Origin of the sequence: Rubellimicrobium aerolatum (assembly GCF_017872975.1) — a bacterium.
Lineage (GTDB): Bacteria > Pseudomonadota > Alphaproteobacteria > Rhodobacterales > Rhodobacteraceae > Rubellimicrobium > Rubellimicrobium aerolatum.
In genome coordinates this window covers 21,756-44,337 of the sequence record NZ_JAGGJP010000017.1, presented here as the reverse complement: position 1 = coordinate 44,337, position 22,582 = coordinate 21,756, and the positions used below count along the sequence as shown (strand labels likewise).

22 protein-coding genes are annotated in these 22,582 nt (G+C 72.4%); 8 read left to right on the top strand and 14 right to left on the bottom strand.

Going from position 1 to position 22,582, the window contains the following annotated elements:
- Window positions 1-19: 19 nt before the first annotated feature.
- From J2Z33_RS15250 to leuC, 7 genes are all read right to left on the bottom strand, one after another.
- A complete protein-coding gene (locus J2Z33_RS15250; RefSeq protein ID WP_209842621.1) occupies window positions 20-1,003 on the bottom strand; it encodes a DMT family transporter in 984 nt (327 codons plus the stop codon).
- Window positions 1,004-1,087: 84 nt separating this feature from the next.
- The gene (gene leuB / locus J2Z33_RS15245; protein WP_209842619.1) at window positions 1,088-2,197 is read right to left on the bottom strand and encodes a 3-isopropylmalate dehydrogenase; all 1,110 of its coding nucleotides are present in this window, start codon (window positions 2,195-2,197) and stop codon (window positions 1,088-1,090) included.
- 70 nt (window positions 2,198-2,267) lie between these two features.
- The gene (locus tag J2Z33_RS15240) at window positions 2,268-3,734 is read right to left on the bottom strand and encodes a M10 family metallopeptidase (RefSeq protein WP_209842617.1); all 1,467 of its coding nucleotides are present in this window, start codon (window positions 3,732-3,734) and stop codon (window positions 2,268-2,270) included.
- Window positions 3,735-3,921: 187 nt separating this feature from the next.
- The gene (locus J2Z33_RS15235) at window positions 3,922-4,872 is read right to left on the bottom strand and encodes an endonuclease/exonuclease/phosphatase family protein (protein ID WP_342454207.1); all 951 of its coding nucleotides are present in this window, start codon (window positions 4,870-4,872) and stop codon (window positions 3,922-3,924) included.
- A gap of 119 nt (window positions 4,873-4,991) precedes the next feature.
- Window positions 4,992-5,828 (bottom strand): hypothetical protein, encoded by an 837-nt coding sequence (locus J2Z33_RS18530; protein WP_245218900.1) that lies wholly within the window; start codon window positions 5,826-5,828, stop codon window positions 4,992-4,994.
- 224 nt (window positions 5,829-6,052) lie between these two features.
- Window positions 6,053-6,658, bottom strand: coding sequence for a 3-isopropylmalate dehydratase small subunit (leuD, locus tag J2Z33_RS15230; protein WP_209842614.1), 606 nt, complete (start codon window positions 6,656-6,658; stop codon window positions 6,053-6,055).
- A 12-nt stretch (window positions 6,659-6,670) separates the two neighbouring features.
- On the bottom strand, window positions 6,671-8,110 hold the full coding sequence (leuC, locus tag J2Z33_RS15225) for a 3-isopropylmalate dehydratase large subunit (RefSeq protein WP_209842611.1): 1,440 nt from the start codon (window positions 8,108-8,110) through the stop codon (window positions 6,671-6,673).
- Between the two features lie 264 nt (window positions 8,111-8,374).
- Here leuC and J2Z33_RS15220 point away from each other — a divergent pair, with 264 nt between their 5' ends.
- The 4 genes from J2Z33_RS15220 to rlmH all read left to right on the top strand — a co-directional run bounded on the left by J2Z33_RS15220 (window position 8,375) and on the right by rlmH (window position 10,476).
- Window positions 8,375-8,947, top strand: a complete 573-nt coding sequence (locus J2Z33_RS15220) for a HupE/UreJ family protein (protein WP_209842609.1) — start codon at window positions 8,375-8,377, stop codon at window positions 8,945-8,947.
- The gene (locus J2Z33_RS15215) at window positions 8,944-9,513 is read left to right on the top strand and encodes a hypothetical protein (RefSeq protein WP_209842607.1); all 570 of its coding nucleotides are present in this window, start codon (window positions 8,944-8,946) and stop codon (window positions 9,511-9,513) included. Before J2Z33_RS15220 ends, J2Z33_RS15215 begins: the two co-directional genes overlap by 4 nt.
- 137 nt (window positions 9,514-9,650) lie before the next feature.
- Window positions 9,651-10,004 (top strand): ribosome silencing factor, encoded by a 354-nt coding sequence (gene rsfS, locus J2Z33_RS15210; protein ID WP_209842605.1) that lies wholly within the window; start codon window positions 9,651-9,653, stop codon window positions 10,002-10,004.
- 4 nt (window positions 10,005-10,008) lie between these two features.
- On the top strand, window positions 10,009-10,476 hold the full coding sequence (gene rlmH, locus J2Z33_RS15205) for a 23S rRNA (pseudouridine(1915)-N(3))-methyltransferase RlmH (protein ID WP_209842603.1): 468 nt from the start codon (window positions 10,009-10,011) through the stop codon (window positions 10,474-10,476).
- Between the two features lie 3 nt (window positions 10,477-10,479).
- On the opposite strand, the gene J2Z33_RS15200 is transcribed toward rlmH, so the two are convergent.
- Complete coding sequence (locus J2Z33_RS15200; RefSeq protein WP_209842601.1) at window positions 10,480-10,806, bottom strand: TfoX/Sxy family protein; 327 nt, start codon at window positions 10,804-10,806, stop codon at window positions 10,480-10,482.
- 152 nt (window positions 10,807-10,958) lie between these two features.
- Here J2Z33_RS15200 and gpmI point away from each other — a divergent pair, with 152 nt between their 5' ends.
- Genes gpmI through J2Z33_RS15180 form a run of 4 tightly spaced genes read left to right on the top strand, consistent with a single transcriptional unit; the run spans window position 10,959 to window position 15,477 of the window.
- Complete coding sequence (gpmI, locus tag J2Z33_RS15195; protein ID WP_209842599.1) at window positions 10,959-12,470, top strand: 2,3-bisphosphoglycerate-independent phosphoglycerate mutase; 1,512 nt, start codon at window positions 10,959-10,961, stop codon at window positions 12,468-12,470.
- Window positions 12,467-13,591, top strand: coding sequence for a murein hydrolase activator EnvC family protein (locus J2Z33_RS15190; RefSeq protein WP_209842597.1), 1,125 nt, complete (start codon window positions 12,467-12,469; stop codon window positions 13,589-13,591). Before gpmI ends, J2Z33_RS15190 begins: the two co-directional genes overlap by 4 nt.
- Before the next feature lie 9 nt (window positions 13,592-13,600).
- Window positions 13,601-15,010: a S41 family peptidase gene (locus J2Z33_RS15185; RefSeq protein WP_209842595.1), complete on the top strand. Its 1,410-nt coding sequence runs from the start codon at window positions 13,601-13,603 to the stop codon at window positions 15,008-15,010.
- Entirely contained in the window at window positions 15,007-15,477 is a 471-nt protein-coding gene (locus J2Z33_RS15180; RefSeq protein WP_209842593.1) for an RNA pyrophosphohydrolase, read from the top strand. Before J2Z33_RS15185 ends, J2Z33_RS15180 begins: the two co-directional genes overlap by 4 nt.
- Window positions 15,478-15,510: 33 nt before the next feature.
- Here the strand turns inward: J2Z33_RS15180 and J2Z33_RS15175 are convergent, their stop codons facing one another.
- The 6 genes from J2Z33_RS15175 to J2Z33_RS15150 all read right to left on the bottom strand — a co-directional run bounded on the left by J2Z33_RS15175 (window position 15,511) and on the right by J2Z33_RS15150 (window position 22,445).
- Complete coding sequence (locus tag J2Z33_RS15175; protein WP_209842591.1) at window positions 15,511-16,632, bottom strand: lytic murein transglycosylase; 1,122 nt, start codon at window positions 16,630-16,632, stop codon at window positions 15,511-15,513.
- A gap of 113 nt (window positions 16,633-16,745) precedes the next feature.
- Window positions 16,746-19,016: a ribonuclease R gene (gene rnr, locus J2Z33_RS15170; protein ID WP_209842589.1), complete on the bottom strand. Its 2,271-nt coding sequence runs from the start codon at window positions 19,014-19,016 to the stop codon at window positions 16,746-16,748.
- A gap of 43 nt (window positions 19,017-19,059) precedes the next feature.
- Window positions 19,060-19,473: a GNAT family N-acetyltransferase gene (locus J2Z33_RS15165; protein WP_209842659.1), complete on the bottom strand. Its 414-nt coding sequence runs from the start codon at window positions 19,471-19,473 to the stop codon at window positions 19,060-19,062.
- Window positions 19,473-20,606, bottom strand: a complete 1,134-nt coding sequence (gene dapE, locus J2Z33_RS15160; RefSeq protein WP_209842587.1) for a succinyl-diaminopimelate desuccinylase — start codon at window positions 20,604-20,606, stop codon at window positions 19,473-19,475. Before dapE ends, J2Z33_RS15165 begins: the two co-directional genes overlap by 1 nt.
- Before the next feature lie 58 nt (window positions 20,607-20,664).
- A complete protein-coding gene (locus tag J2Z33_RS15155; protein WP_209842584.1) occupies window positions 20,665-21,012 on the bottom strand; it encodes a hypothetical protein in 348 nt (115 codons plus the stop codon).
- Window positions 21,013-21,089: 77 nt separating this feature from the next.
- Window positions 21,090-22,445, bottom strand: coding sequence for a glutamate--cysteine ligase (locus tag J2Z33_RS15150; protein WP_209842582.1), 1,356 nt, complete (start codon window positions 22,443-22,445; stop codon window positions 21,090-21,092).
- Window positions 22,446-22,582: the final 137 nt, after the last annotated feature.

The following is a 22,582-nucleotide window of genomic DNA, read 5'->3' as shown; positions in this document are numbered from 1 at the left end:
CCTTCGCCCGTTTCGCCGCTCACTCGCAGGGGGTGGCGTTGGGGGCGGGACGGGCGCGACGAGGCAGCAGGCGCTGGAGCCCGAACGGGCGCGGGCCGATGCCGGTGTCCGGGCGGAGGCGGCTGCTGAGCACGGGCCGACTGCGCGAGATGCCGGGGCTGTCCTCGCGCAGGACGATGTAGAGCCCCGAGGCGATGATGATGGCCGCGCCCACGGCCGTCATCTTGTCGATGCTCTCCTCGAAGAAGGCATAGCCGAAGAAGGCCGCGAATAGGATCTGGACATACTGCATGGGCGCCACCACCACTGCCATGCCCACCTTGTAGGCGGCGATGATGACCACCCCGGCGAGCCAGGCCAGGAAGGCCTGGAAGGCGATCAGGCCCAGGTGCTCGGCCTCCATCGGGCGGTAGACCGACGGAATGAACAGGAGCGTCACCGCGAGGTTGGCGAACATCGGGTAGAGGAGCAGGACGACCGGCCGTTCCCGCGCGCCGACCTTGCGGACGATCACCGAGGCCACCGCGCCGAAGACCGCAGCCGAGAGCGCGGCGAGGTGGCCGAGGCTCAGCTCGGCCGAGCCGGGGCGCAGGACCACCATGACGCCCGCGAGCCCCGCCAGCACCGCCAAGGCGCGGCGCAGCCGCACCCTCTCGCCCAGGACCGGGATGGCGAGCAGCGTGATGAGCAGCGGCTGTGCGAAGCAGAGCGCGTAAACCTGCGCCAGGGGCAGCACCGAGAAAGCGTAGAAGGCCGAAAGCCCCGAGAGCACCGTCGCCGCCGAGCGGAGCGCCACCCAGCCGGGATGGACCGGGCGGAGCGTCCCCGGGTTGGGGTCGTGCAGGATCATTCCCATGGCGAGGGGGAAGGAGAACAGCGTCGAGAAGAAGACGAGCTGGAATGGCGAGTAGTCCTCCCCCAGCAGTTTCACCACGGCATCACTGGTCGCGTAGATGCCGAAGGCCAGGAGCGCCAGCATCGCTCCCTTCGCGTTCTGTGACATGGGGCCCTCTCGGGCGCGGCCTGTCGCGCCCGACCCCCGCTTTAGGGCCGCGAATCGGGACGGGTCAACCCGGTCCTGGGCGGATCAGCGCGCGTTCCCATCAAGGGCTGCAACAATCGCATCGCCCATGGCCGATGTGCTCACCGCAGCCCCACCGGCCGGGCCGAGCAGGTCGCCGGTGCGGACCCCGTCGGCGAGCACCGTCTCGACCGCCCGCTCCAGCCGGTCCGCCGCCTCGCCGGCGTCGAAGGAGTAGCGCAGCGCCATGGCGAAGCTCAGGATGCAGGCGATCGGGTTGGCCTTGCCCTGCCCGGCGATGTCGGGAGCCGAGCCGTGCACGGGCTCGTAGAGGGCACGACGACGGCCGGTCACCGCGTCCGGTGCGCCCAGCGAGGCCGAGGGCAGCATCCCGAGCGAGCCGGTCAGCATCGCCGCCACGTCCGACAGCATGTCGCCGAAGAGGTTGTCCGTCACGATCACGTCGAACTGCTTGGGCGCGCGGACGAGCTGCATCCCGCCCGCGTCGGCGAGCATATGGGAGAGCTGAACATCGCTGTAACGATCCTTGTGGACCTGGGTGACGACCTCGTTCCAGAGCACGCCCGACCGCATCACGTTCCGCTTCTCCATGGAGCAGACGCGCTTGTCGCGGACGCGGGCGAGGTCGAAGGCGACCGCCGCGATGCGCTCGATCTCGTAGGTGTCGTAGACCTGGGTGTCGATAGCGCGCTTCTGGCCGTTGCCGAGGTCGCGAATCTCCTTGGGCTCGCCGAAGTAGACGCCGCCCGTCAGCTCGCGCACGATAAGGATGTCGAGCCCCTCCACCAGCTCGCGCTTGAGCGAGGAGAAGTCGGCCAGCGCGTCGAAGCACTTGGCGGGGCGGAGGTTGGCGAAGAGCTCCAGATCTTTCCGCAGGCGCAGGAGCCCGGCCTCGGGGCGCACCTCGTAAGGCACCTTGTCCCACTTCGGGCCGCCCACCGCGCCCAACAGCACGGCGTCGGCCTTCAACGCCTTGTCCATGGTCGCGTCCGACACCGCCTGCCCATGGGCGTCGTAGGCGCAGCCGCCGACGAGATCCTCCTCGACGGCGAAGGCCATGCCGTTCGCGTTGAACCAGCCAACGACCTTCTTCACCTCCGCCATGACTTCGGGGCCGATGCCGTCGCCGGCGAGGAGGAGAAGGTCGTGGGCCATGATGCGCGCTCCGCTGGGATGGTCGCGGCGGGGCGTAGCCCCGGGGGGACCCGGGGTCAAGCGGGGCGGATCAGAGCAGGAAGTCGGAGGCGGCGAGAGGCGCGGCCACGCCGTCGAGGACCAGGTGGAAGTCGAGCCCTGGCTGGTCGTCGAGGCTGGCCCGCAGGACCAGGCTGGAGCCCGAGACGGTCTGGCGCAGCTCGCCCTGGGCGAGGCCGCCCCCCGTGTCGAGTCGCAGGTCCCCGCCACCGAGGGCCGACAGGTCAAGGCGGTCCACACCGGCCGCGAAGTTCTCCACATGGTCGCAGGTCGCGCGGTCGCGGCTGTCCGAGGCGGCGAGGAACACGAAGAGATCGCGGCCCGCCCCGCCCGACAGCCGATCCGCTCCGCCGCCTCCGAGGAGCCGGTCGTCCCCGCCCTCGCCGAGGAGACGGTCGGCCCCGTCCCCGCCTTCGAGGTAGTCCCGCCCCTCCCGGCCCAGGAGCGTGTCGTCGCCCCCCAGGCCGCGGAGGTTGTTGGCGGCCTGGTTGCCGGACAGGTGGTCGCCCTGACCGCCGCCCGAGGCGTTCTCGATCACCACGCCAGCGGCGATGGTGACGCCGCCGTGCACGCCCTTGGCATGGGAGACGAAGCCGCCGGGCGCCTGATCCGGGCTCGCCGCGCGCAGGTCGATGGTGTTGGCCCGGCTCGCGGCGCCGACAAGGCGGTCGGCGCCGCCCCCGTCCCAGAGGCAGGCGTAGCCGGTGCCCGCGACATCCGCCGCCGGAAGCCTGTAGAGGTCGCTCCCCGTCCGGATCGCGGCGTTGACGCCGTAGAGGAATTGCAGGGCGGCGATGTCGAGCGCCATGGGCCCGGACTGGTAGCCGGAGGTGATGCCGGACGGCTCCCCCTCGGGCCCGGCCGGCCAGCCGTCGTTGTAGCCCATCATCGTGAAGACGCCCTGGTTCATCAGCCCATCGCCCAAGTCCCAGGGGCCATCGACGCCCGGGAGGGCCGGCGTGCCGTCGCCTCCGGGGCCGTCGTCGTGCGTGTGGGACAGGCCCAGGGCATGGCCCAGCTCGTGCATGACGGTGCAGAAGTCGTAGCCTCCCGGGGCCAGCGCGCCGCCGCCCGCCGCGTAGGCGTCGTGGTTGAGCGCGATGAGGCTCTGGCTGTCGCCGGACGCCGGGCTCCAGGCGGTGCCCGGCAGGTAGGCGTAGCCCAGCACCCCGGCCCCGCCCGCATCCGCCTGCCCGACGCTGGCCCAGACCACGTCGGCATCGCCGGCCCGGCCCACCTCGCGAAAGCGCAGGTTGCAGACCTCCTCGATGGCGGCCATGGCGGTCCGCATCGCGGCGACCTCGCGGCTGCCGGGCGGGCCGGCAGTCACCTCGGCGGCGTCGGGGCCGACGCTCTCGGCACCGCCCCGTCCGGCGATGTAGACGCTGATCTGCGTGGTCGTCCCGGCGCCCGACGACCAGGCCTGGTCGTAGAGGATGCCGTCGATCCAGGCGTTCCCGCTGGGGGACGCGATGACGGGATCAGCGGTGCCGCCCATGGGATTCCTCCTGGCTTGGGGGGGTCCGGGCCGGGCCGGCCTCGCCGCCCGTCCATCCGGGATCCAGAATAGCACCGCCACGGGAGGAGCGCCAAGATACCCGCGCAACCTGAGCGATCACGCGCCTGTCAACGCCGTCGGCATGGGTGGAGTTTGGCCGAGCGAGTTCCCCGAGGGCCGGGCCGGCTCAGCGGTCGATGTCCACCCAGACCAGCCGATGAGGGCCCGCCGCCTCCGCCTCGGCGGCCAGCGGCCCGCCAGGGCGAGGCCAAACCACGCCCGAACCGAGCGTCCGCCACTCCGCCGCGGGCAGGACATAGGACACCCGCAGGTTCCCCGGCCCGCCCTCCTCCTCGGGCCAGTCCACGGTGTCGAGCCTCGGGTCACCCGAGTGGCCCGGATCGGCGGCGTCCCGCGCGCCGTCGCTGGCAGGACGGGGGTCCCGGAGACGCGGGTCGGCCAGGAGCGCCGTCATCTCGGCCCGCAGGCCCGCCCCGTCCGCCGGGTCGAGGTTGGCGTTGCCGAGGATCACGATGCCCGCCGGCACCGGCCCCAGATCGCCGTCGAGGAGCCTCGACCAGAGCGCCAGCTCGTCGGCGTTTCGCAGGGCGTTGCGGCGCTCCGGGCCATCGCCGATGGGCGGGGCCGCCGACCAGGCCAGCAGGGTGGCGGGCCCGGCCGGCGTTTCGACCGGAACGACCCAATGGCCGGTGGCGGACAGGCGCTGCGCGGCCCGCGCGGCCTCGGACGGGAAGGGTTGGCCGTCCCGCTCGGGCAGGCGCGCGCCCGGCAGGTCGCGCCAGAGCAGGGAGGACAGGTCCCGCGCCTCGCCCAGCGGCCAGCGCGACAGCAGCGCGAGCCCGCCCTCCCCGGCGAAGCGCCCCCAGCCCTGCGCGTCGCCGGGCCCGCCGAGGCGGCCATCGCCGTCGAGGTCCAGGCCCGAATCGAGCCCGGCGTTCCCCGGCAGGGCCAGACGGTAGGGATAGTCGAGTCCCTGCGCGGCCAGCCTCTCGGCCAAGGCGCCCAGGGCGGCCCCGTCGCCGTCCCAGTCCATGTCGGTGAGGAGCAGCACGTCCGGCCGCGCGGCGGACAGGACCGCCACGACCCCCGCGACGCCCGGGTCCTCGCCCTTGAGGATGTCGCGCAGGAGGAGGCCGGGGCCGTCCCGGCTCAGGTCGGCGGCCCATGTCGCGACGCGCAGCGGCTCGGCCCGCAGGGGCGGGGCCAGGACCGCCGCGAGAAGGAGGACGAGGAGTCCTAGATGGCCTGCGGCAGCACGCCGGCCTGACGCAGCCGGGCGCGGTGGGCGGCGATCAGCGCTGCCAGTCGATGAAGCGCGAGCCCCCGCATCGCGAGGCTCGCCGGAATGAAGGCCCATGCCATCACCGTCCAGACCAGCGCCACCGGCTCCCGCAGGGCCGCACCCTCGAAGGGCGCCGCCAGCAGGTCGGCGGCCAATGGCGCCAACCATGGCAGCAGAAGTCCTAAGATCAGGTTAACCTGCGCGTCGCGCCGCAGCCGTCCCACGAGGTCGCCACCGGCGGTGGGATCGAACTGCGGCAGGTTGATCCAGACGTTGAAGGCCGAGCGCCCCGGCCACTGTCCGAGGCGGATCGCGAGGGCGAAAGCCACGACCATCAGCAACGACACGCCATAGGCCATCGCCGCCGCGTCGAGGACGGTCCGCGCCAGGACCGGATCGGCCGGCTCGGGCATGGTCCGGGCCAGGAGCCGCACCGGCGACCCGGGCAGGTCGCCCCAGGCCGCCCCGAGTTGCAAGGTCAGACCGGGCGAGGACTCGGGCCACAGGTCGTGCCGGATGGCCAGGCAGACCAGGATCAGGGCGGACAGGACGGCGACGACGCGGATTCGGTTGTAGGGACGGGCATCCCGGAACTCGACGAGGATCGGAGACCGGCTGGCGTATTCGCTGAACACGAACAGCGCCAGGATCAAGGCCGACAGGCCGGCGAGCTGACGCCCCCCGGGGCTACCGTCGCCAAGAAGGAGGTGCGGCAGGAGGGCCAGCGCCGCCATGACCATCGCACGAAGCGCCGCGAAGGGAACTCGCGACCCGGCAACGCGTGAGATCATCGCCCGTCCATCCTGAGGGGTCGCGGCCGCGCGCCCGCGGCCCCGATGCCTGGGAGCGCGGCGCGCGACATCGGACCCGTGTCGATTCGCCTGCTCCGAGCTTTACGGCAGCCCGATTCGGAAAATCAACTGGAGGTTGCCACTCGATGCGAGCCGGGACGTGACGTGGCCACTTTGCCACGGCGCCGGGATGCGCGGCCCGACGACGCCGGGCCGCCGGCCGGTCAGACCCAGGGGCGCGACTGCAAGGCCTGCGTCTCGAAGGCGGCGATGGATCCTGCCTTTTCCATCGTCAGGCCGATGTCGTCGAGCCCGTTCAGCAGGCAATGCTTGCGGAACGGGTCGATCTCGAAGCGGATCGCCTGCCCGTCGGACAGGGTGATCGTCTGCGCTTCCAGATCCACCTCGATGCGGGCGTTCGCGCCCTTCTCGGCGTCCCTCATGCAGAGGTCGCGGTCGGCCTCGGGCAGCACGATCGGCAGGATGCCGTTCTTGAAGCAGTTGTTGAAGAAGATGTCCGCGAAGCTCGTGGAGATCACGCAGCGGATGCCGAAGTCGGCCAGCGCCCAAGGCGCGTGCTCGCGCGACGAGCCGCAGCCGAAGTTGTCGCCCGCGACAAGGATCGTGGCGGCGCGATAGGCCGGGCGGTTCAGCACGAAGTCCGCGACCTCGGTGCCGTCCTGGTTGAAGCGCATCTCGTCGAACAGGTTCTTCCCCAGCCCCGACCGCTTGATGGTCTTCAGGAACTGCTTGGGGATGATCATGTCCGTGTCGATGTTGACGAGCGGCATGGGCGCGGCGATGCCGCTCAGGTGGGTGAACTTGTCCATCGTCGCCTCTCCTCAGGCCAGCTCGGGCTCTTGGGCCATGATCTCGCGCACGTCGGTCAGCCGACCGGTCAGCGCCGCCGCCGCCGCCATCGCGGGGCTCGCGAGGTGGGTGCGCCCGCCCCGGCCCTGACGGCCTTCGAAGTTGCGGTTCGACGTGGACACGCATCGCTCGCCGGGGGCGAGCTGGTCGGGGTTCATCGCAAGGCACATGGAGCAGCCCGCCAGCCGCCATTCGAAGCCCGCGTCGATGAAGATCCTCGCGAGCCCTTCCTCCTCGGCCTGGGCGCGCACGAGGCCCGAGCCGGGGACGACCATGGCGCGCAGGCCGGGCTTGATCGTCTTGCCCTTGAGGATCGCGGCGGCGGCGCGCAGGTCCTCGATCCGGCCGTTGGTGCACGAGCCGATGAAGACCGTGTCGATCTGGATGTCCTGCAAGCGCTGGCCGGGCTGGAGGCCCATGTAGTCCAGCGACCGCCGCGCGGCCTCGACTTTGCCCCCAGTGAAGTCCTCGGGCGAGGGCACGACGCCGGTGATCGGCAGCACGTCCTCGGGGGAGGTGCCCCAGGTCACGACGGGGGCGATGTCCTCGCCCCGGATGGTCACGACCTTGTCGAACTGCGCGCCCTCGTCGGTGTAGAGCGTCTTCCACCAGTTCAGCGCGGCCTCCCACTGGGCGGCCTTGGGCGCGTGGGGACGGCCACGGACATACTCGAAGGTCTTCTCGTCCGGCGCGATCAGGCCCGCCCGCGCGCCGCCCTCGATGGCCATGTTGCAGACCGTCATGCGGCCTTCCATGGACAGCTCGCGGATCGCCTGCCCGCAATATTCGATGACGTAGCCGGTGCCGCCCGCCGTGCCGGTCGCGCCGATGACCGACAGCGTGATGTCCTTGGCGGTGACGCCCGGCCGCAGCGACCCGGTGATCTCCACCTTCATGTTCTTGGACTTCTTCTGGATCAGCGTCTGCGTGGCGAGCACGTGCTCGACCTCCGAGGTGCCGATCCCGTGCGCCAGCGCCCCGAAGGCCCCGTGCGTCGCGGTGTGCGAGTCGCCGCACACGACGGTCATGCCGGGCAGCGTCCAGCCCTGCTCGGGCCCGACGATGTGGACGATCCCCTGCCGGATGTCGGACACGGGATAGTAGTTGATCCCGAAGTCCTTGGCGTTCCTGTCCAGAGCATCGACCTGGATGCGGGATTCCTCGTTGTCGATGTGCAGGTCGCGTCCCGCCGTGGTGGGCACGTTGTGGTCGGGCACGGCGATGGTCTTCTCGGGCGCGCGGACCTTGCGGCCGGTCATCCGCAGCCCCTCGAAGGCCTGGGGCGAGGTCACCTCGTGGACGAGGTGGCGGTCGATATAGAGCAGGCAGGTGCCATCCGGCTGCTCGTGGACAAGGTGGGCGTCCCAGATCTTGTCGTAGAGGGTGCGGGGCTTGGAGGGGTTGGGGGACATGGGTCCGCTCCTGGCAGGGTGTCGTGACGGGAAGGGGTTCAGGGTCGCGCCCAGCGGCGCGGCGTCAGCGTCAAAGCTGCGCGCGAATGCCGTGGGTGGCTCCGAAGAACCGCCAGGGGAGCCTGTCCCGGTCGCCCATGTCGAACACGCGTGTCATGGTCGCGTCACATACAGCCTCGCGCCCCGCGCATCAAGCGGCACGCGCCCCTTGCGGGCGGTTGTCGCAGCCGCCAGAGTCGCCAGAGTCGAACCGGAGGCTTTCCCATGCGGCGCACGACCGCCCTGACCCTCGCGCTCCTTCTTCTGCCCGGCGCGGCGTTGGCCCACACCGGGACGGCCGGCGGGCTCATCAGCGGGCTGTCGCACCCGATCCTCGGCCTCGACCACGTGGTGGCGATGGTGGCCGTGGGGCTCTGGGGCTCGATCCTGGGCCGTCCCGCGCTCTGGGCGCTGCCGGTGGCCTTCCCGCTGGTGATGGCGTTCGGTGGCGTGCTGGGCATCGCCGGCGTGCCCCTGCCGGGGGTGGAGACGGCCATAGCCCTCTCGGGCGTGGCGCTAGGGCTCCTCGTCGCCTTCGCGGTGCGGCTGCCGCTGGCGGCGGCCGGCGCGCTGGTCGCGGCCTTTGCGCTGTTCCACGGCCATGCCCACGGGGCCGAGCTGCCCGCCGCTGCGAACCCGCTGGCCTATGCCGCGGGCTTCGTGATCGCGACGGGCTTCCTCCACCTCGCCGGCATCGCCGTGGGCGAGGCGACCCTGCGGCGTGGCCGCCCGCTGCTGCGAGCCCTGGGCGCGGCCATCGCGCTGACTGGGGGCGCCTTCCTGGCCGGAATCGCGTGAGGCGGCTGGCCCGGGCCGCGCCGCTCCTTCTCCTGGCGGGACCGGCCCGGGCGCACGACCTGCCGCAGACCTTCGTCGAAGGGCTCCTGTTCCTCCCCGGCGTCCTCGTGCTGCCGCTCCTCTCGGCGGGCCTGATGGTGGCCGTGGCCGGGCGCGCGCGGCTCCTGCCCAGCGCGGCCCTCGCGGTCCCGCTGGGCCTTGCCGCAGCGCCGCTCCTCGGCCTCAACGCCGACCTCCTCGCCTTGGGCGGCGGCCTCGCCTGCGCCCTCCTCGCCGCCTCGGGCCTGCCGCTCGCGCGAAGGGGCCACGGCGTCCTGGCGCTGGCGACGGCGCTCCTCGCCGGGGCGGCGGCGACCTACGGGGCGGGCTGGCGCGCCATGGAGCCCCCGGCCCTCCTCGCCCTTGCCCTGGCTGCCGCCCTCCTCCTCGCGCTGCCCCTCGCGATCCGCTGGACGCTCGCCCGCTGGCCCGGCCCCGTCCGGCTCGCCCTCCGCGTCGCCGGGGCCTGGCTCGCCGCCATCAGCGCGCTCGCGCTCGCGCTCACATTCGCGGGACCGCTTCCTTGAGGGAACGGCCCTGAAATGCTATCTCTGGGTCAAGCCCGGCGCCGGGGCCTTCGGCGCGCCATACGGAGGATGACTCCCTGTCACCCGACACCCACGCGGCTCCCGCCGCAACCCCCGGGCGGACGCCCGGTCCCCAGATGACCAGCGAGGAGCTCCTCAAGGTCGTCCTCGACTCCCTCGACGACGACAAGGCCGAGGAGATTGTGACCATCGACCTGCGCGGCCGCTCCGAGATGGGCGACTTCATGGTGATCGCCTCCGGCCGCTCCACCCGCCAGGTCGCCGCCATCGCCGAAAAGCTCGCCGACCGGCTCAAGCAGGAGCACGGCCTCCTCTCCAAGATCGAGGGCAAGGAGACCGCCGACTGGGTCCTGATCGACACGGGCGACGTGATCGTCCACGTCTTCCGGCCCGAGGTGCGCGACTTCTACCAGCTGGAAAAGATGTGGATGCCCTCCGGGGCCACGACCCGATCCGCCGCCGCGGGCTGACCCGTTGCGGGTGACGATCCTGGCCGTGGGCCGCCTCCGGGCCGGCCCCGAGAAGGACCTGACCGACGACTTCCTCCTTCGCTTCGACCGCTCGGGCCGGGCGCTGGGCCTCGGCCCGGCCTCGGTGGTGGAGGTCGAGGCCAAGCCCGGTGCCGGAATGGCCGCCGAAGGGGCGCTCCTGTCGGCGCGCATCCCCAAGGACGCCTGGCTCTGCTGCCTGGACGAACGGGGCGAGACGCCGACCTCCCCCGATTTCGCCGCCCGGCTCGACCGCTGGAAGGACGAGCGGCGCGACGCCGTCTTCGTGATCGGCGGCGCGGACGGAATCGACCCGTCGGTGACGGCGCGCGCCGACCTCCTCCTGTCCTTCGGGCGCATGGTCTGGCCCCACATGCTCGTCCGCGTCATGCTGGCCGAGCAGCTCTACCGCGCCGCGACCATCCTCGCCGGGACGCCCTATCATCGGGCGTGACCGTCAACTCCGCCTACGCGGCGTGGGCTTGGGCAGCGCCGCCTCGGTGGCGCGCAGGAGCCCGGCCAGCCGGTCCCCCTCGTCCCACATCTCGCCGGGCACCACGAGATGCGGCTTGGCGTCGGGATAGGGCCGCCCTTCCTCCAACCCCGGTTCGACGGCCCGCCCCTCGGGCGTGGGCTTCACGAACAGCGTGTCGTCGCAGACCAGCGCCACCACCTTGCCCCGCAGATAGAGCGCATACTCCCCGAACATCTTCCGCGCCGTGACCTCGCCCGCGCCCCCAAGCGCGTCGAGGATCGCCTCCACCGTCTCCCTGCGCGTCGCCATGCCGTTCCCCGCTCCCAAGCACCTGTGCCCATCAACTTGGCCCCAATACGCCGGGGTGAGCGCGCAGCGCGAGGGGCGGAGCCCCTTCCTCCCCGGTTCCCCTCCGCGCCCCGCTCGTCTAGAACGGCCCCGCCCAACCCCAGGAGGCCGCCATGCCCAAGCCCGTCGTCCTTTGCATCCTCGACGGCTGGGGCCTGCGCGACGATCCCTTCGCCAACGCCCCCAGGCTCGCGCAGACGCCGACCTTCGACCGGCTCGTGCAGACCTGCCCCCACGCCCAACTCGTCACCCATGGCCCCGACGCCGGCCTCCCGCGCGGGCAGATGGGCAATTCCGAGGTCGGGCACACCAACATCGGCGCGGGCCGCGTGGTGGCGATGGACCTCGGCCAGATCGACCTCGCCATCGAGGAGGGCACCTTCGCCAACGCGGCGATCCAGGACTTCATCGCGACCCTCCAAGCCTCGGGCGGCACCGCCCACCTCCTCGGCGTAGTCTCGGACGGCGGCGTCCACGGCCACATCGCCCACATGCTGACCGCCGCCCGCACCATCACCGAAGCCGGCGTGCCCGTCGCCATCCACGCCATCACCGACGGCCGCGACGTGCCCCCGACCTCCGCCGCCGGGTTCATCGCCCAGCTTCACGCCGGCCTTCCCCAAGGGGCGCGCATCGCCACCGTGATCGGCCGCTACTACGCCATGGACCGCGACAACCGGTGGGAGCGGGTCAGGACCGCCTACGACGCCATCGTCGAGGCCAAGGGCCAACGTGCCCGCGACGCCGCCACCGCCGTCCAACTCGCCACCGAACGCGGCCAGACCGACGAGTTCATCGAGGCCACCGTGCTCGACGGCCATGACGGCCTGAAACCCCAGGACGGCCTCTTCTGCCTCAACTTCCGCGCCGACCGCGCGCGAGAGATCCTGGCCGCCATCGCCGACCCGGACTTCGCCGGCTGGGACCGGGGCCCCGCGCCCGTCCTCGCCGCCCGGCTCGGCATGGTCACCTACTCCGACCGCCACGACGCCTGGTATTCCCAGGTCTTCCCCCGACGCGACATCCGCAACACGCTCGGCGAATGGGTCGCCGCCCATGGCCTGCGCCAGTTCCGCCTCGCCGAGACGGAGAAATACCCGCACGTCACCTTCTTCCTGAACGGCGGCATCGAGACCCCCTACCCCGGCGAGGACCGCACCATGGCCCCCTCGCCCAAGGTCGCGACCTACGACCTTCAGCCCGAGATGTCGGCGGAGGAGGTCACCGATCACTTCGTCCGGGCCATCGAGGCGGGCTACGACCTGATCGTGACCAACTACGCCAACCCCGACATGGTGGGCCACACCGGCGACCTGTCGGCCGCGATCAAGGCCTGCGAGGCGGTGGACCAGGGCCTGTCCCGCGTCGTCGCGGCGCTGGAAGCAGCAGGGGGCGCCATGATCCTCACCGCCGACCACGGCAACTGCGAGCTGATGGTGGACCCGGAGACCGGCGGCCCCCACACCGCCCACACCACCAACCCCGTCCCGGTGATCCTCCTCGGCGGCCCCGCGAACGTCACGCTGCGCGACGGCCGCCTCGCCGACCTCGCGCCCACCGTGCTCGACCTCATGGGCCTGCCGCTGCCGCCCGAGATGACCGGCCGGAGCCTCATCCAGAAATGAGGCGGGCGCTCGCCCTCCTCTTCGTGGCGCTGGCCCTCCCGGCCCTCGCGCAGGACGGGACCACTGCCGAGGGCGCCGCACGGGCCGCCCGGCGCCTGCGCGAGGCGGCGCAACTGCTCGATGCAGCCGAAGGATCGCGCGACCGCCTCGCCGCCCTCACCCAGACGGTCCGCGCCTACGAGGACGGGCTCGGCCTCATGCGCGACACGCTCCGCCGCGTGGCCGAGGACAAGGCCCGCCTCCAGGCCGACCTCGACGCCCGCCGGGCCGAGATCGCGGGCCTCCTCGCCGCCCTCCAGTCGATGGGCGAGACGCCCGAGCCGGTGCTGATGCTCCACCCTTCCGGCGCGCTGGACACCGCGCGGGCCGGGATGCTCCTCGCCGACGTGGCCCCCGCGCTCCAGGCCCGCGCGGAAGGACTGCGGGCCGAGCTCGAAACCCTCTCCGCCATCGAGCAAACCCAGGCCGAGGCCGAGCAGACCCTCCGCGACGGCCTCCTCAGCGTGCAGACGGCGCGGGCCGACCTCGCCGCCGCCGCCGCCGACCGCACCGACCTGCCCCGCGCCTTCACCGAGGACCCGGTGGCGACCGCCCTCCTCATGGCCTCGACCGAGACGCTGGACGCCTTCGCGGCGGGCCTCGGGCAGACGGTGGACCAGCGCCTCGCGACGCCCCCCGACACCGCGACCGCGCGGGCCGGCACGCTCCCCCTCCCCGTCGAGGGCACCATCCTGCGCCGCCCTGGCGAGCCCGACCCGGCCGGCGTCGCCCGCCCCGGCCTCGTCCTTTCCGCCGAGCCGCGCGCCCTCGTCACCATGCCTGTCACCGCCACCCTGCGCTTCCGGGGCCCGCTCCTCGACTACGGCACCGTGGCGATCCTCGAACCCGCGCCGGGCACGCTCTTCGTCCTCGCCGGCCTCGCGCAGGTCTTCGGCGACGCGGGCGAGATCCTGCCCGAGGGCACGCCCCTGGGCATGATGGGCGGCGAGACGCCGGACGCTGACGCGATGTTGACCGGGCAGGTTCCCGTGGGGGGTAGTGCCCGGACGGAATCCCTTTACCTTGAGGTCCGAAACGCCGACGGTCCCGTGGACCCCGGCACCTGGTTCCGGCTCGACTGAGAGGCATCTATGAAGAAAGTGGCGATCGCTGCCGTGGGGGGGGCCGCCCTGGGCCTCGTGGTCACCACGCAGGTGGCCGGCCCGCTCCTCGCGCAGGAGACCGGGGGCAGCGACCGCAGCATCTACCAGCAGCTCGACCTCTTCGGCGACATCTTCGAGCGCATCCGCGCCGACTACGTCGAGGAGGTGGACGAGCAGCAGCTCATCGAGGCCGCCATCAACGGGATGCTCACCTCGCTCGACCCCCATTCGAGCTACCTGTCCCCCGACGACGCCGAGAAGATGCGCGTCCAGACGCGGGGCGAGTTCGGGGGCCTCGGCATCGAGGTCACGCAGGAGGAGGGCTGGGTCAAGGTCGTCTCGCCCATGGACGGCACGCCCGCCGCCCTCGCCGGGCTGGTGACCGGCGACTTCATCACCGCCGTGGACGGCCAAAGCCTCATGGGCCTGTCGCTCGACGAGGCGGTGGAGATGATGCGCGGCCCCGTGGGCTCCGAGATCACCCTCACCATCGTCCGCGAGGGGCAGGAGCAGCCCTTCGACGTGTCCATCGTTCGTGACACCATCAAGCTCCAGGCCGTCCGCGCCCGCACCGAGGGCGAAACCGTCGTGCTGCGCGTCACCACCTTCAACGACCAGACTTTCCCCGACCTGAGCCAGGGCCTGAGCGCCCAGGTCGAGGCGGCGGGCGGCATGGACGCCGTGAACGGCATCGTGCTCGACCTCCGCAACAACCCCGGCGGGCTTCTGGACCAGGCGATCTACGTCGCCGACGCCTTCCTCGACGCGGGCGAGATCGTGTCCACCCGCGGCCGCCACGCCGAGGACGGCGACCGCTACAACGCCACCCCCGGCGACCTCGCCGAAAGCAAGCCGATGGTCGTCCTCATCAACGGCGGCTCGGCCTCGGCCTCCGAGATCGTGGCGGGCGCGCTCCAGGACCACCGCCGCGCGGTCGTCGTGGGCACGCAAAGCTTCGGCAAGGGCTCGGTCCAGACCGTCATGCCGCTGGCCGAGGACGGCGCCATGCGCCTGACCACCGCCCGCTACTACACGCCGTCCGGCCGGTCGATCCAGGCGCTCGGCATCTCGCCCGACATCGTCGTGGCGCAGCCCCCGGCCGCCGACGCCGCCGCGACCGCCGCCGACGAGGTGGAGGAGACCACGACCCCGCGCGAGATCCACGAGGGCGACCTGCGCGGCGCGCTGAACAACGACTCCCTCTCCGACGAGGAGCGCTCGCAGATCGAGGAGGAGCAGGCCCGCGCCGAGGCGGCGGCCCAGCTCCGCGAGGAGGATTACCAGCTCGCCTACGCCATCGACATCCTGAAGGGCCTCTCGGCGCTCGGCCCCTCCGCTCCCGCCACCGTGCAAGCCGCCCAGGCGCAAACGGAGGCCCCGGAGACCGCCGAGCCGTGACCCCCGACGGCTACCGCCCCTGCGTGGGCATCATCCTGACGGATGGCGGGGGCCGGGTCTTCGCCGGCCGCCGCAAGGACTTGTCCCCGGACGACCCCGCCGCGTGGCAGATGCCCCAGGGCGGCGTGGACGCGGGCGAGGACCTGACCACAGCCGCCCTGCGCGAACTGGAGGAGGAGACCGGCATCCCCGCCGCGCTCGTGGCGGTCGAGGCCGTCGCTCCCGCGCCCACCGCCTACGACATCCCCGAACCCCAGCGCCCCGCCCACTGGAAGGGCCGCTACCGGGGCCAGGCGATCACCTGGGTCCGGATGCGCTACCTCGGCACCGACGCCCAGGTCGGCGTCGCCACCGCGCATCCCGAGTTCGCCGACTGGCGCTGGGACGACCCCACCCGGCTGGCCGAGCACATCGTCCCCTTCAAGCGAGACGCCTACCGCGCCGCTCTCGCCTTCCTCGCCACCTGAAGCTCCAGCCAGCTGGAACTGTAGGGCGGTCCTCTATCGCAGCGCCGCCAGCACCGACGGCTCCGCGAGTCCAGTCTGCGGCAGCCCGCGCGACACCTGGAACCCCCGGATCGCCTGGATCGTGCGCGGCCCGATGGCTCCATCCGTCCCGCCGGTGTCGAATCCCAGCCCCGTCAGCCGCTCCTGCAACTCCACCCGCTCGGGCAACGACAAGGGCCGCTCCGAGGAGAAGATCCCCGCCAGCGGCGCCCCGCCCCGCAGGCGGTCGGCAAGGTGCCCCACCGCGATCGCGTAGGCGTCCGAGTTGTTGTAGCGCTTGATGGCGTCGAAGTTGCCGTAAACCCGGAACGCCGGCGCCCCCTCGGGCTGGATCACCCGCCCGCCTGAACCCTCGGACGCGAGGCTCCCCCAGCTTTCCCCCCGCCGCCAGCCCGACCGCGCGAGGTAGTTGGCCGTCGAGGCCAGCGCGTCCGACGGGTCCTCGCCCCAGATGTCGCGCCGCCCGTCGCCGGTGAAATCCACCGCGAGCGATTCGAAGGACGTGGGGATGAACTGCGTGTGCCCCATCGCCCCGGCCCAGGACCCCTTCATCGCCTGCGGGCTCGTGTCCCCGGCGGCAAGGATGCGGAGCGCGGCGAGAAGCTGCCCCTCGAAGAACTGCGCCCGCCGCCCCTCGAAGGCGAGCGTGGAGAGCGCCGGGACCACCGGCACGTCGCCCTTGCGCGTCCCGTAGGAGGACTCCATCCCCCAGATCGCCACCACCACCTCGCGGTCCACGCCATAGGTCGCCTCGATCCGGGCCAGCGTGTCGGCGTGCCGCGCCAGCGCCGCCCGCCCATTCTCCACCCGGCTGTCCGACACCGCGCTCAGCAGGTAGTCCTGCAACGTGCGCGAGAACTCGGCCTGGTTGCGGTCCCGCTCGATCACGGCGGGGATGAACCCCCCCTGCGAGAAGGCCGCCTGCAACGTGGCCTCGGGGATGCCCGCGCCCCGCGCGCGCGGCAGGAAGCTCGCCACCCAGACATCATACGCCGGGTTCGGCACGCTCGCCCATTCGTTCGCGTCCGCCTGCGGCATCGCCCGTCCCCCTCGCATCATCCCCCCGCCGCAGGACGCCAGCGCCAGCGCCGCCGCTCCCGCCAGAAGAATCCGCATCCAACCCCGTGCCATGCCGCTCCGCCTCTGCCGCTTGTTGTTGGCGGACAGGCTAGCCGCCCCGCCGCTCGCGCGGAAGCTGAGTCGGACCCGACCTCGGCCGATTTCCGCCCCTACTTCCGCCGCCGGCTCACCTGCCGTTCCTTCGCCGCCCGTGCCTTCTCCTGCCCCAGCTTCCGGCGCGGCGGCGCGCCCCGCTTGCCGCTGCGGCGCGCACGCGGCATCGGGTGGTCCTCCAGCGTCAGCAACTCCAGCACGATCCCGCCCGTCTCCGGCGTCACCTCGGCGAGCTTGACCGTCACCCGGCTCCCCACCGCGAAGACCACGCCCGAGTTGCCCCCGGTCAGCGTCTGGTCATGCGCGTCGAAGTGGAAGTACTCCTCCCCCAGCGTCCGCACCGGCACCAGCCCGTCCGCCCCCGACCCGTCCAGCTTCACGAACAGCCCGAACCGCGCGACGCCCGAGATGCGGCCCCCAATCTCCATCCCCACGCGATCCGCTAGGAACGCGGCGAGATAGCGGTCCTGCGTGTCCCGCTCCGCCATCATCGACCGCCGCTCGGCGGTCGAGATGACCTCTCCCGTCTCGTCCAGCCGGTCGATGTCGGCCTCGGACAGCCCGTCAATCTTTGGATCGGGCCCCCACCTGTGCGCCGCGATCAGCGCCCGATGCACGATCAGGTCGGCATAGCGCCGGATCGGCGAGGTGAAATGCGCGTAGTTCCGCAGCGCCAGCCCGAAATGCCCAAAGTTCGTCGCGGCGTAATAGGCCTGCGGCAGCGACCGCAGCGTCGCCATGTTGATGAGCTCCGCTTGGTCCGTCCCCGCCGCCTGCGCCAGCAGCCGGTTCAGGTGCCGCGTCTGGAGCACCTGCCCCTTCGCCAGCGTCAGCCCCGAGGCCTCCGCCGTCTCGCGCAGCGCCTCCAGCTTCAGCGGCTCGGGCTCCTCGTGGACGCGGAACAGCAGCGGCGTCCGCTTGGCGATCAGCGTCTCGGCGGCAGCGACGTTCGCCAGCACCATGAACTCCTCGATCAGCCGGTGCGCGTCGAGCCGGTCCTTGAACGCGACCGACACCACCTTGCCGCCCTCGTCCAGCTCGATCCGCCGCTCCGGCAGGTCGAGATCCAGCGGCGCCCGCGCCTCCCGCGCCCGCCGCAGCGCCGCATAGGCCCCGTAAAGCGGCTTCAGCACCGTCTCCAGCAGCGGCTCGGTCACCTCATCCGGCCGCCCGTCGATGGCCGCCTGCACCCGCCCGTATTCGAGCGAGGCGCGCGACCGCATCAGCCCCCGCGTGAAGGCGTGGTCGAGCTTGCGCCCCTCCCGGTCGATCCGCATCCGCACCGCGATCACCGCCCGGTCCACGTCCTCGTGGAGCGAGCACAGGTCCCCCGACAGCCGGTCCGGCAGCATCGGAACCACCCGGTCGGGGAAGTAGGTGGAGTTCCCCCGCAGCCGCGCCTCGGTGTCCAGCGCGCTTTGCGGGCGCACGTAATGGGACACGTCCGCGATGGCGACCCAAAGGACGAAGCCACCCTCGTTGCCCGGCGTGTCGTCGGGGATCGCCAGCACGGCGTCGTCGCGGTCGCGCGCGTCCTCCGGGTCGATGGTGAGAAGGGGGATGTCCCGCAGGTCCTCCCGCCCGTCCTCCAGCCCCGCCGGGGCCATCGACTCGGCCTCCTCCAGCACCCTGTCCGGGAACACGTCCGGGATGCCGTGCTGTTGGATGGCGATGAGGCTGACCGCCCGCGGCCCCGCCGGATCGCCCAGCCGCTCCGTCACCCGCGCCTTGGGCAGGCCCAGCCGCCCCTTGGAGCCGACCTGCTCGGCCTCGACCAGCTCGCCGTCGCGCGCGCCGTTGTCGTTGCCCAGCGGCACGATCCATTGCCGCGCCTCGCCCTTCTCGATGGGCAGGATGCGCCCGCCGTGGCTGTCCTTGCGGAAGATGCCCAGCACCCGCGCCGGCGCGGCGGCGATGCGGCGGATCGGCTTGGCGGCATAGGGCTGGTCCTCGCCCGGCGTCGCCTCGATCTTGGCCAGCAGCCGGTCGCGCGGCCCCAGGTCCCCGTCGCCCGGCCGCAACTCCACCCGGATCACCGGCGGCTCGCCGTCGCCGCGCCAGTCCACCGGCCGCGCCAGCAGGTCGCCGCTTGCGTCCGGCCCGGTGACCTCGATCACCGTGACGGGCGGCATCCCGCCCTCGTCCCGCTCGCGCCGGGGCTTGCGGGGGCGGAGGTCGCCGTCCTCCTCCATCTCGCCCAGCAGCGCCTTGAAGTCGATCTTCGCCGCGCCCCGGATGCCGAAGGCCTTCGCGATCTCGCGCTTCGTCGCTTCGGGGTTCTCCTCGATCCATTGCAGGATCGCGTCCTTGGTGGGAAATTCTGCCATGCGCGCACAGCTAGCGCGCCGCGGCCCCCGCGTCACGCAGGTTTCAGAGCGCCCGCGCCATGTCCCGATGCGGAATCCCCGCGTCGTCATAGACCGGCCCCTCGGCCACGAAGCCCAACCCCTCGTAGAACGGGATCGCGTGGACCTGGCTACCGAGCTTCGCGCGCCGGAGCCCCATCCCCCGCAGCTCCTCCACCGCCGCGCGGATCAGCGCCGCGCCGATGCCGCGCCCCCGCGCCTCCCGCAGCACGCAGACCCGCCCGATCTTGCCCGTGTCCCCTTTGGCGAACAGCCGCGCCGTCCCCACCGGCCGCCCGTCCACCGTCGCCAGCAGATGCACCGCCTCCGCATCCAGCCCGTCGATCTCCAGCGCCTCCGGCACCGCCTGCTCCTCGATGAACACCGCCCGCCGCAGCGCGAGGCAGGCGTCCAGGTCCTCCGTCCGCCCGACCGCGATCACGCAAAGAACTCCGCCAGCACCCGCCCATAGACGCGCGCCAGCCCCTCCACCTGCGCCGCCTCCACCCGCTCATCGACCTGATGCATCGTCGGCCCGACGAGCCCCAGCTCCACCACCGGGCAATGCCGCCTCACGAAGCGCGCGTCCGACGTGCCCCCCGTGGTGGACAGCGTAGGCCGCAGCCCCGTCTCCGCCTCCACCGCCCGCCCGACCAGCCCGGACAACGCCCCCGGCGGCGTCAGGAACGCCTCGCCCGAGACGCGGCACGCGAGGTCCACCCCCACCTCGAACTCCTCCGCCACGCGGCTCGCCTCCTCGCGCAGCCAGCGCTCCAGCGATTCCCCGCTGTGAAGATCATTGAACCGGATGTTCAGCGTTGCCCGAGTCTCGGCCGGAATGACGTTCGACGCCGGGTTCCCCGTGTCCATCGTCACCACCGCCAGCGTGGACGGTCCGAAATGCGCCGTCCCCTCGTCCAGCCGGTGCGACGACAGCCGGTCCACCAGCCGCGCCAGCGCCGGGACCGGGTTCCGCGCCCGCTCCGGGTAGGCCGAATGGCCCTGCTTGCCCCGCACCGTCACATGGGCCGTCAGCGACCCCCGCCGCCCGATCTTCATCGTATCGCCCAGCGCCTCGACCGAGGTCGGCTCCCCCACGAGGCAGACCGTCATCGCCTCGCCCTCCGCCTCCATCCAGTCGAGCAGCGCCACGGTCCCGTCCGTCGCGTCCCCCTCCTCGTCGCCGGTGATCGTCAGCACGATCGCCCCATCGTCGGGCAATCGCGCCGCGACCGCCGCCGCCACGAAGGCCGCCACGCCCGACTTCATGTCCGCCGCGCCCCGCCCCCAGAGCATCCCGTCCCGCACCTCCCCCGAGAACGGATCGACGCTCCAGCGGCCCGCGTCCCCCGGCGGCACCACGTCCGTATGCCCGTTGAACCCGAACGTCCGCGCCGCGCCCTTGGGCCCCTTCCGCGCGAACAGGTTCGGCGTCCCGTTCCGGTCCACCCGGACGCAGTCGAACCCCGCGCCCGAAAGCACCCGCTCCAGCAGCACCAGCGCCCCGCCCTCTTCGGGCGTCACCGACGGGCAGCGGATCAGGTCAGCGGCAAGGGCCAGGGCATCGGTCATGGGGGGTCCTCCATCGGCGGGCGCACCTAAGCCCCCGCGCGACCCCCGTGCAAGGGCCTCAGCCCTCGCCGTAGAACGGGGTCATCTGCGCCACGATCACCGCGTTCTCGGCCAGTGCCCGGTCCATCAGTGCCCGCTCGTCCGCGTCGATGTCGTGCCCCTCGGCCAGCCGCTCCTCCAGCGTGCCGTAGCCCGACACGTCCAGCGGCGACAGCCCGGCCTCCTTCAGCACCGCCACCGTCTCGCGCACCGCCTCGGCCTCGTCGATCCCCGAGGCGTAGCACAGCAGCGCCCCGCCCGTGGCCCCGTCCGGCAGCCCGTCACCCTGCTTGCGCCCGACCTCGACCAGCAGGGTGAAGACCCGCTGCGGCCGCTTCTCGCGCGGCGCCTCCGCCTCGTCCGCCATCATCCACCCCCTGCCCCCGGGCCATCCCGGCCACCCGCCGAAGCGTTCGCCCCGCCGCCCGACCTGTCAAGCGCCCGTCAGAGCCGCCCGACCCCATAGACCCGCGACAGGTCCCCGCCCCATTCGCCCTCATAGGCGTCCAGCAACTCGTCCGCGACCACCCGCCCCGCGCCGACATGATCCCACAACGGCGCAAGAAACGCCCGCTCGTCCGGCATCCCCGCGTGGGCCCGCGCCTTCAGCCCCCCCTCGGCGATCCCCACCGCGGCGCGCGCCAGGTCCAGGAGCCGCACGCCCCCCGCCTCGCCCTGCAACGCCCGCTCGGACGCCGCGACCCGCAGCCCCTCGCGCGTGCCATCGTCCAGCCCCTTCACCAGATCCCAGGCCGCATCCAGCGCCGTCCCGTCATACAGCAGCCCCGCCCAGAACGCCGGCAGCGCCAGCACGTGCGCCCGGTCGCCCATGTCGGCCCCGCGCATCTCGATGAACTGCTTCACCCGCGCCTCGGGGAACACCGTCGTCAGGTGGTCCGCCCAGTCCGACAGCGTCGGCACCTCGCCCGGCAGCGCCGGCAGCCGCCCCTTCAGGAAGTCGCGGAACGACTGCCCCAGCGCGTCGATGTAGGCCCCATCCCGATAGACGAAGTACATCGGCACATCGAGCACCCAATCGACATACCGCTCGAACCCCATACCGTCTTGAAACGCGAACGGCAGCATCCCCGTCCGCGCGTCGTCCAGGCCCCGCCAGATGCGCGACCGCCAGCTCCGATGCCCGTTCGGCTGGCCCTCGAAGAACGGAGACGACGCGAACAGCGCCGTCGCCACCGGCTGGAGCGCGAGGCTGACCCGCAGCTTCTTCACCATGTCCGCCTCGGACCCGAAGTCGAGGTTCGCCTGCACCGTGCAGGTCCGGTACATCATCTGCGTGCCATGGGTGCCGACGCGTCCCATGTAGGCCGTCATCAGCTTGTAGCGCCCCTTCGGCATCACCGGCATCTGCCCGTGCGTCCAGACCGGGGCCGCTCCGATCCCCAGGAACCCCACGCCCAGCGGCTCCGCCACCTCCCGAACCTCGGCCAGATGCGAGTCCAGCTCCGCCGCCGTCTCCGTGACGCTCGCCAGCGGCGCGCCCGACAACTCCAGTTGCCCGCCCGGCTCCAGCGACACGTTGGCCCGGCCCTTCTTGAGCCCGATCACCGCCTCGCCCTCGCGCAGCGGCTCCCATCCCTTCGCGGCCAGCCCGTCCAGCACCGCCCGCACCGACCGCGGCCCGTCGTAGGGCAAGGGCTCCAGCGTGTCGGTCAGGAACCCGAACTTCTCGTGCTCCGTGCCGATCCGCCACGCCTCGGCGGGCTTGCAGCCTTGCTCCAGATATTCGGCGAGTTGCCGGGGGTGCTCGATGGGGCCGCCGCCGGATTGGGGAATGGACATGAAGGCCTCACGATCGCGTGCGGGCAGAGAGGTGACGCGCGACGGCCCCGGTGTCAATGCGAGCGGCCGGCGCGCGATCGCCGCGCCATCCGTTTCATGCCTTCACGGAAACGGATCGCGACGGCCTTGACTTGGCC

Coding starts and splice junctions, on each gene's coding strand:
- J2Z33_RS15250 (WP_209842621.1), bottom strand. CDS start 1,003: ATGTCACAGAACGCGAAGGGAGCGATGCTGGCGCTCCTGGCCTTCGGC.
- leuB (WP_209842619.1), bottom strand. CDS start 2,197: ATGGCCCACGACCTTCTCCTCCTCGCCGGCGACGGCATCGGCCCCGAA.
- J2Z33_RS15240 (WP_209842617.1), bottom strand. CDS start 3,734: ATGGGCGGCACCGCTGATCCCGTCATCGCGTCCCCCAGCGGGAACGCC.
- J2Z33_RS18530 (WP_245218900.1), bottom strand. CDS start 5,828: ATGATCTCACGCGTTGCCGGGTCGCGAGTTCCCTTCGCGGCGCTTCGT.
- leuD (WP_209842614.1), bottom strand. CDS start 6,658: ATGGACAAGTTCACCCACCTGAGCGGCATCGCCGCGCCCATGCCGCTC.
- leuC (WP_209842611.1), bottom strand. CDS start 8,110: ATGTCCCCCAACCCCTCCAAGCCCCGCACCCTCTACGACAAGATCTGG.
- J2Z33_RS15220 (WP_209842609.1), top strand. CDS start 8,375: ATGCGGCGCACGACCGCCCTGACCCTCGCGCTCCTTCTTCTGCCCGGC.
- rsfS (WP_209842605.1), top strand. CDS start 9,651: ATGACCAGCGAGGAGCTCCTCAAGGTCGTCCTCGACTCCCTCGACGAC.
- J2Z33_RS15200 (WP_209842601.1), bottom strand. CDS start 10,806: ATGGCGACGCGCAGGGAGACGGTGGAGGCGATCCTCGACGCGCTTGGG.
- gpmI (WP_209842599.1), top strand. CDS start 10,959: ATGCCCAAGCCCGTCGTCCTTTGCATCCTCGACGGCTGGGGCCTGCGC.
- J2Z33_RS15190 (WP_209842597.1), top strand. CDS start 12,467: ATGAGGCGGGCGCTCGCCCTCCTCTTCGTGGCGCTGGCCCTCCCGGCC.
- J2Z33_RS15185 (WP_209842595.1), top strand. CDS start 13,601: ATGAAGAAAGTGGCGATCGCTGCCGTGGGGGGGGCCGCCCTGGGCCTC.
- J2Z33_RS15175 (WP_209842591.1), bottom strand. CDS start 16,632: ATGCGGATTCTTCTGGCGGGAGCGGCGGCGCTGGCGCTGGCGTCCTGC.
- rnr (WP_209842589.1), bottom strand. CDS start 19,016: ATGGCAGAATTTCCCACCAAGGACGCGATCCTGCAATGGATCGAGGAG.
- dapE (WP_209842587.1), bottom strand. CDS start 20,606: ATGACCGATGCCCTGGCCCTTGCCGCTGACCTGATCCGCTGCCCGTCG.
- J2Z33_RS15155 (WP_209842584.1), bottom strand. CDS start 21,012: ATGGCGGACGAGGCGGAGGCGCCGCGCGAGAAGCGGCCGCAGCGGGTC.
- J2Z33_RS15150 (WP_209842582.1), bottom strand. CDS start 22,445: ATGTCCATTCCCCAATCCGGCGGCGGCCCCATCGAGCACCCCCGGCAA.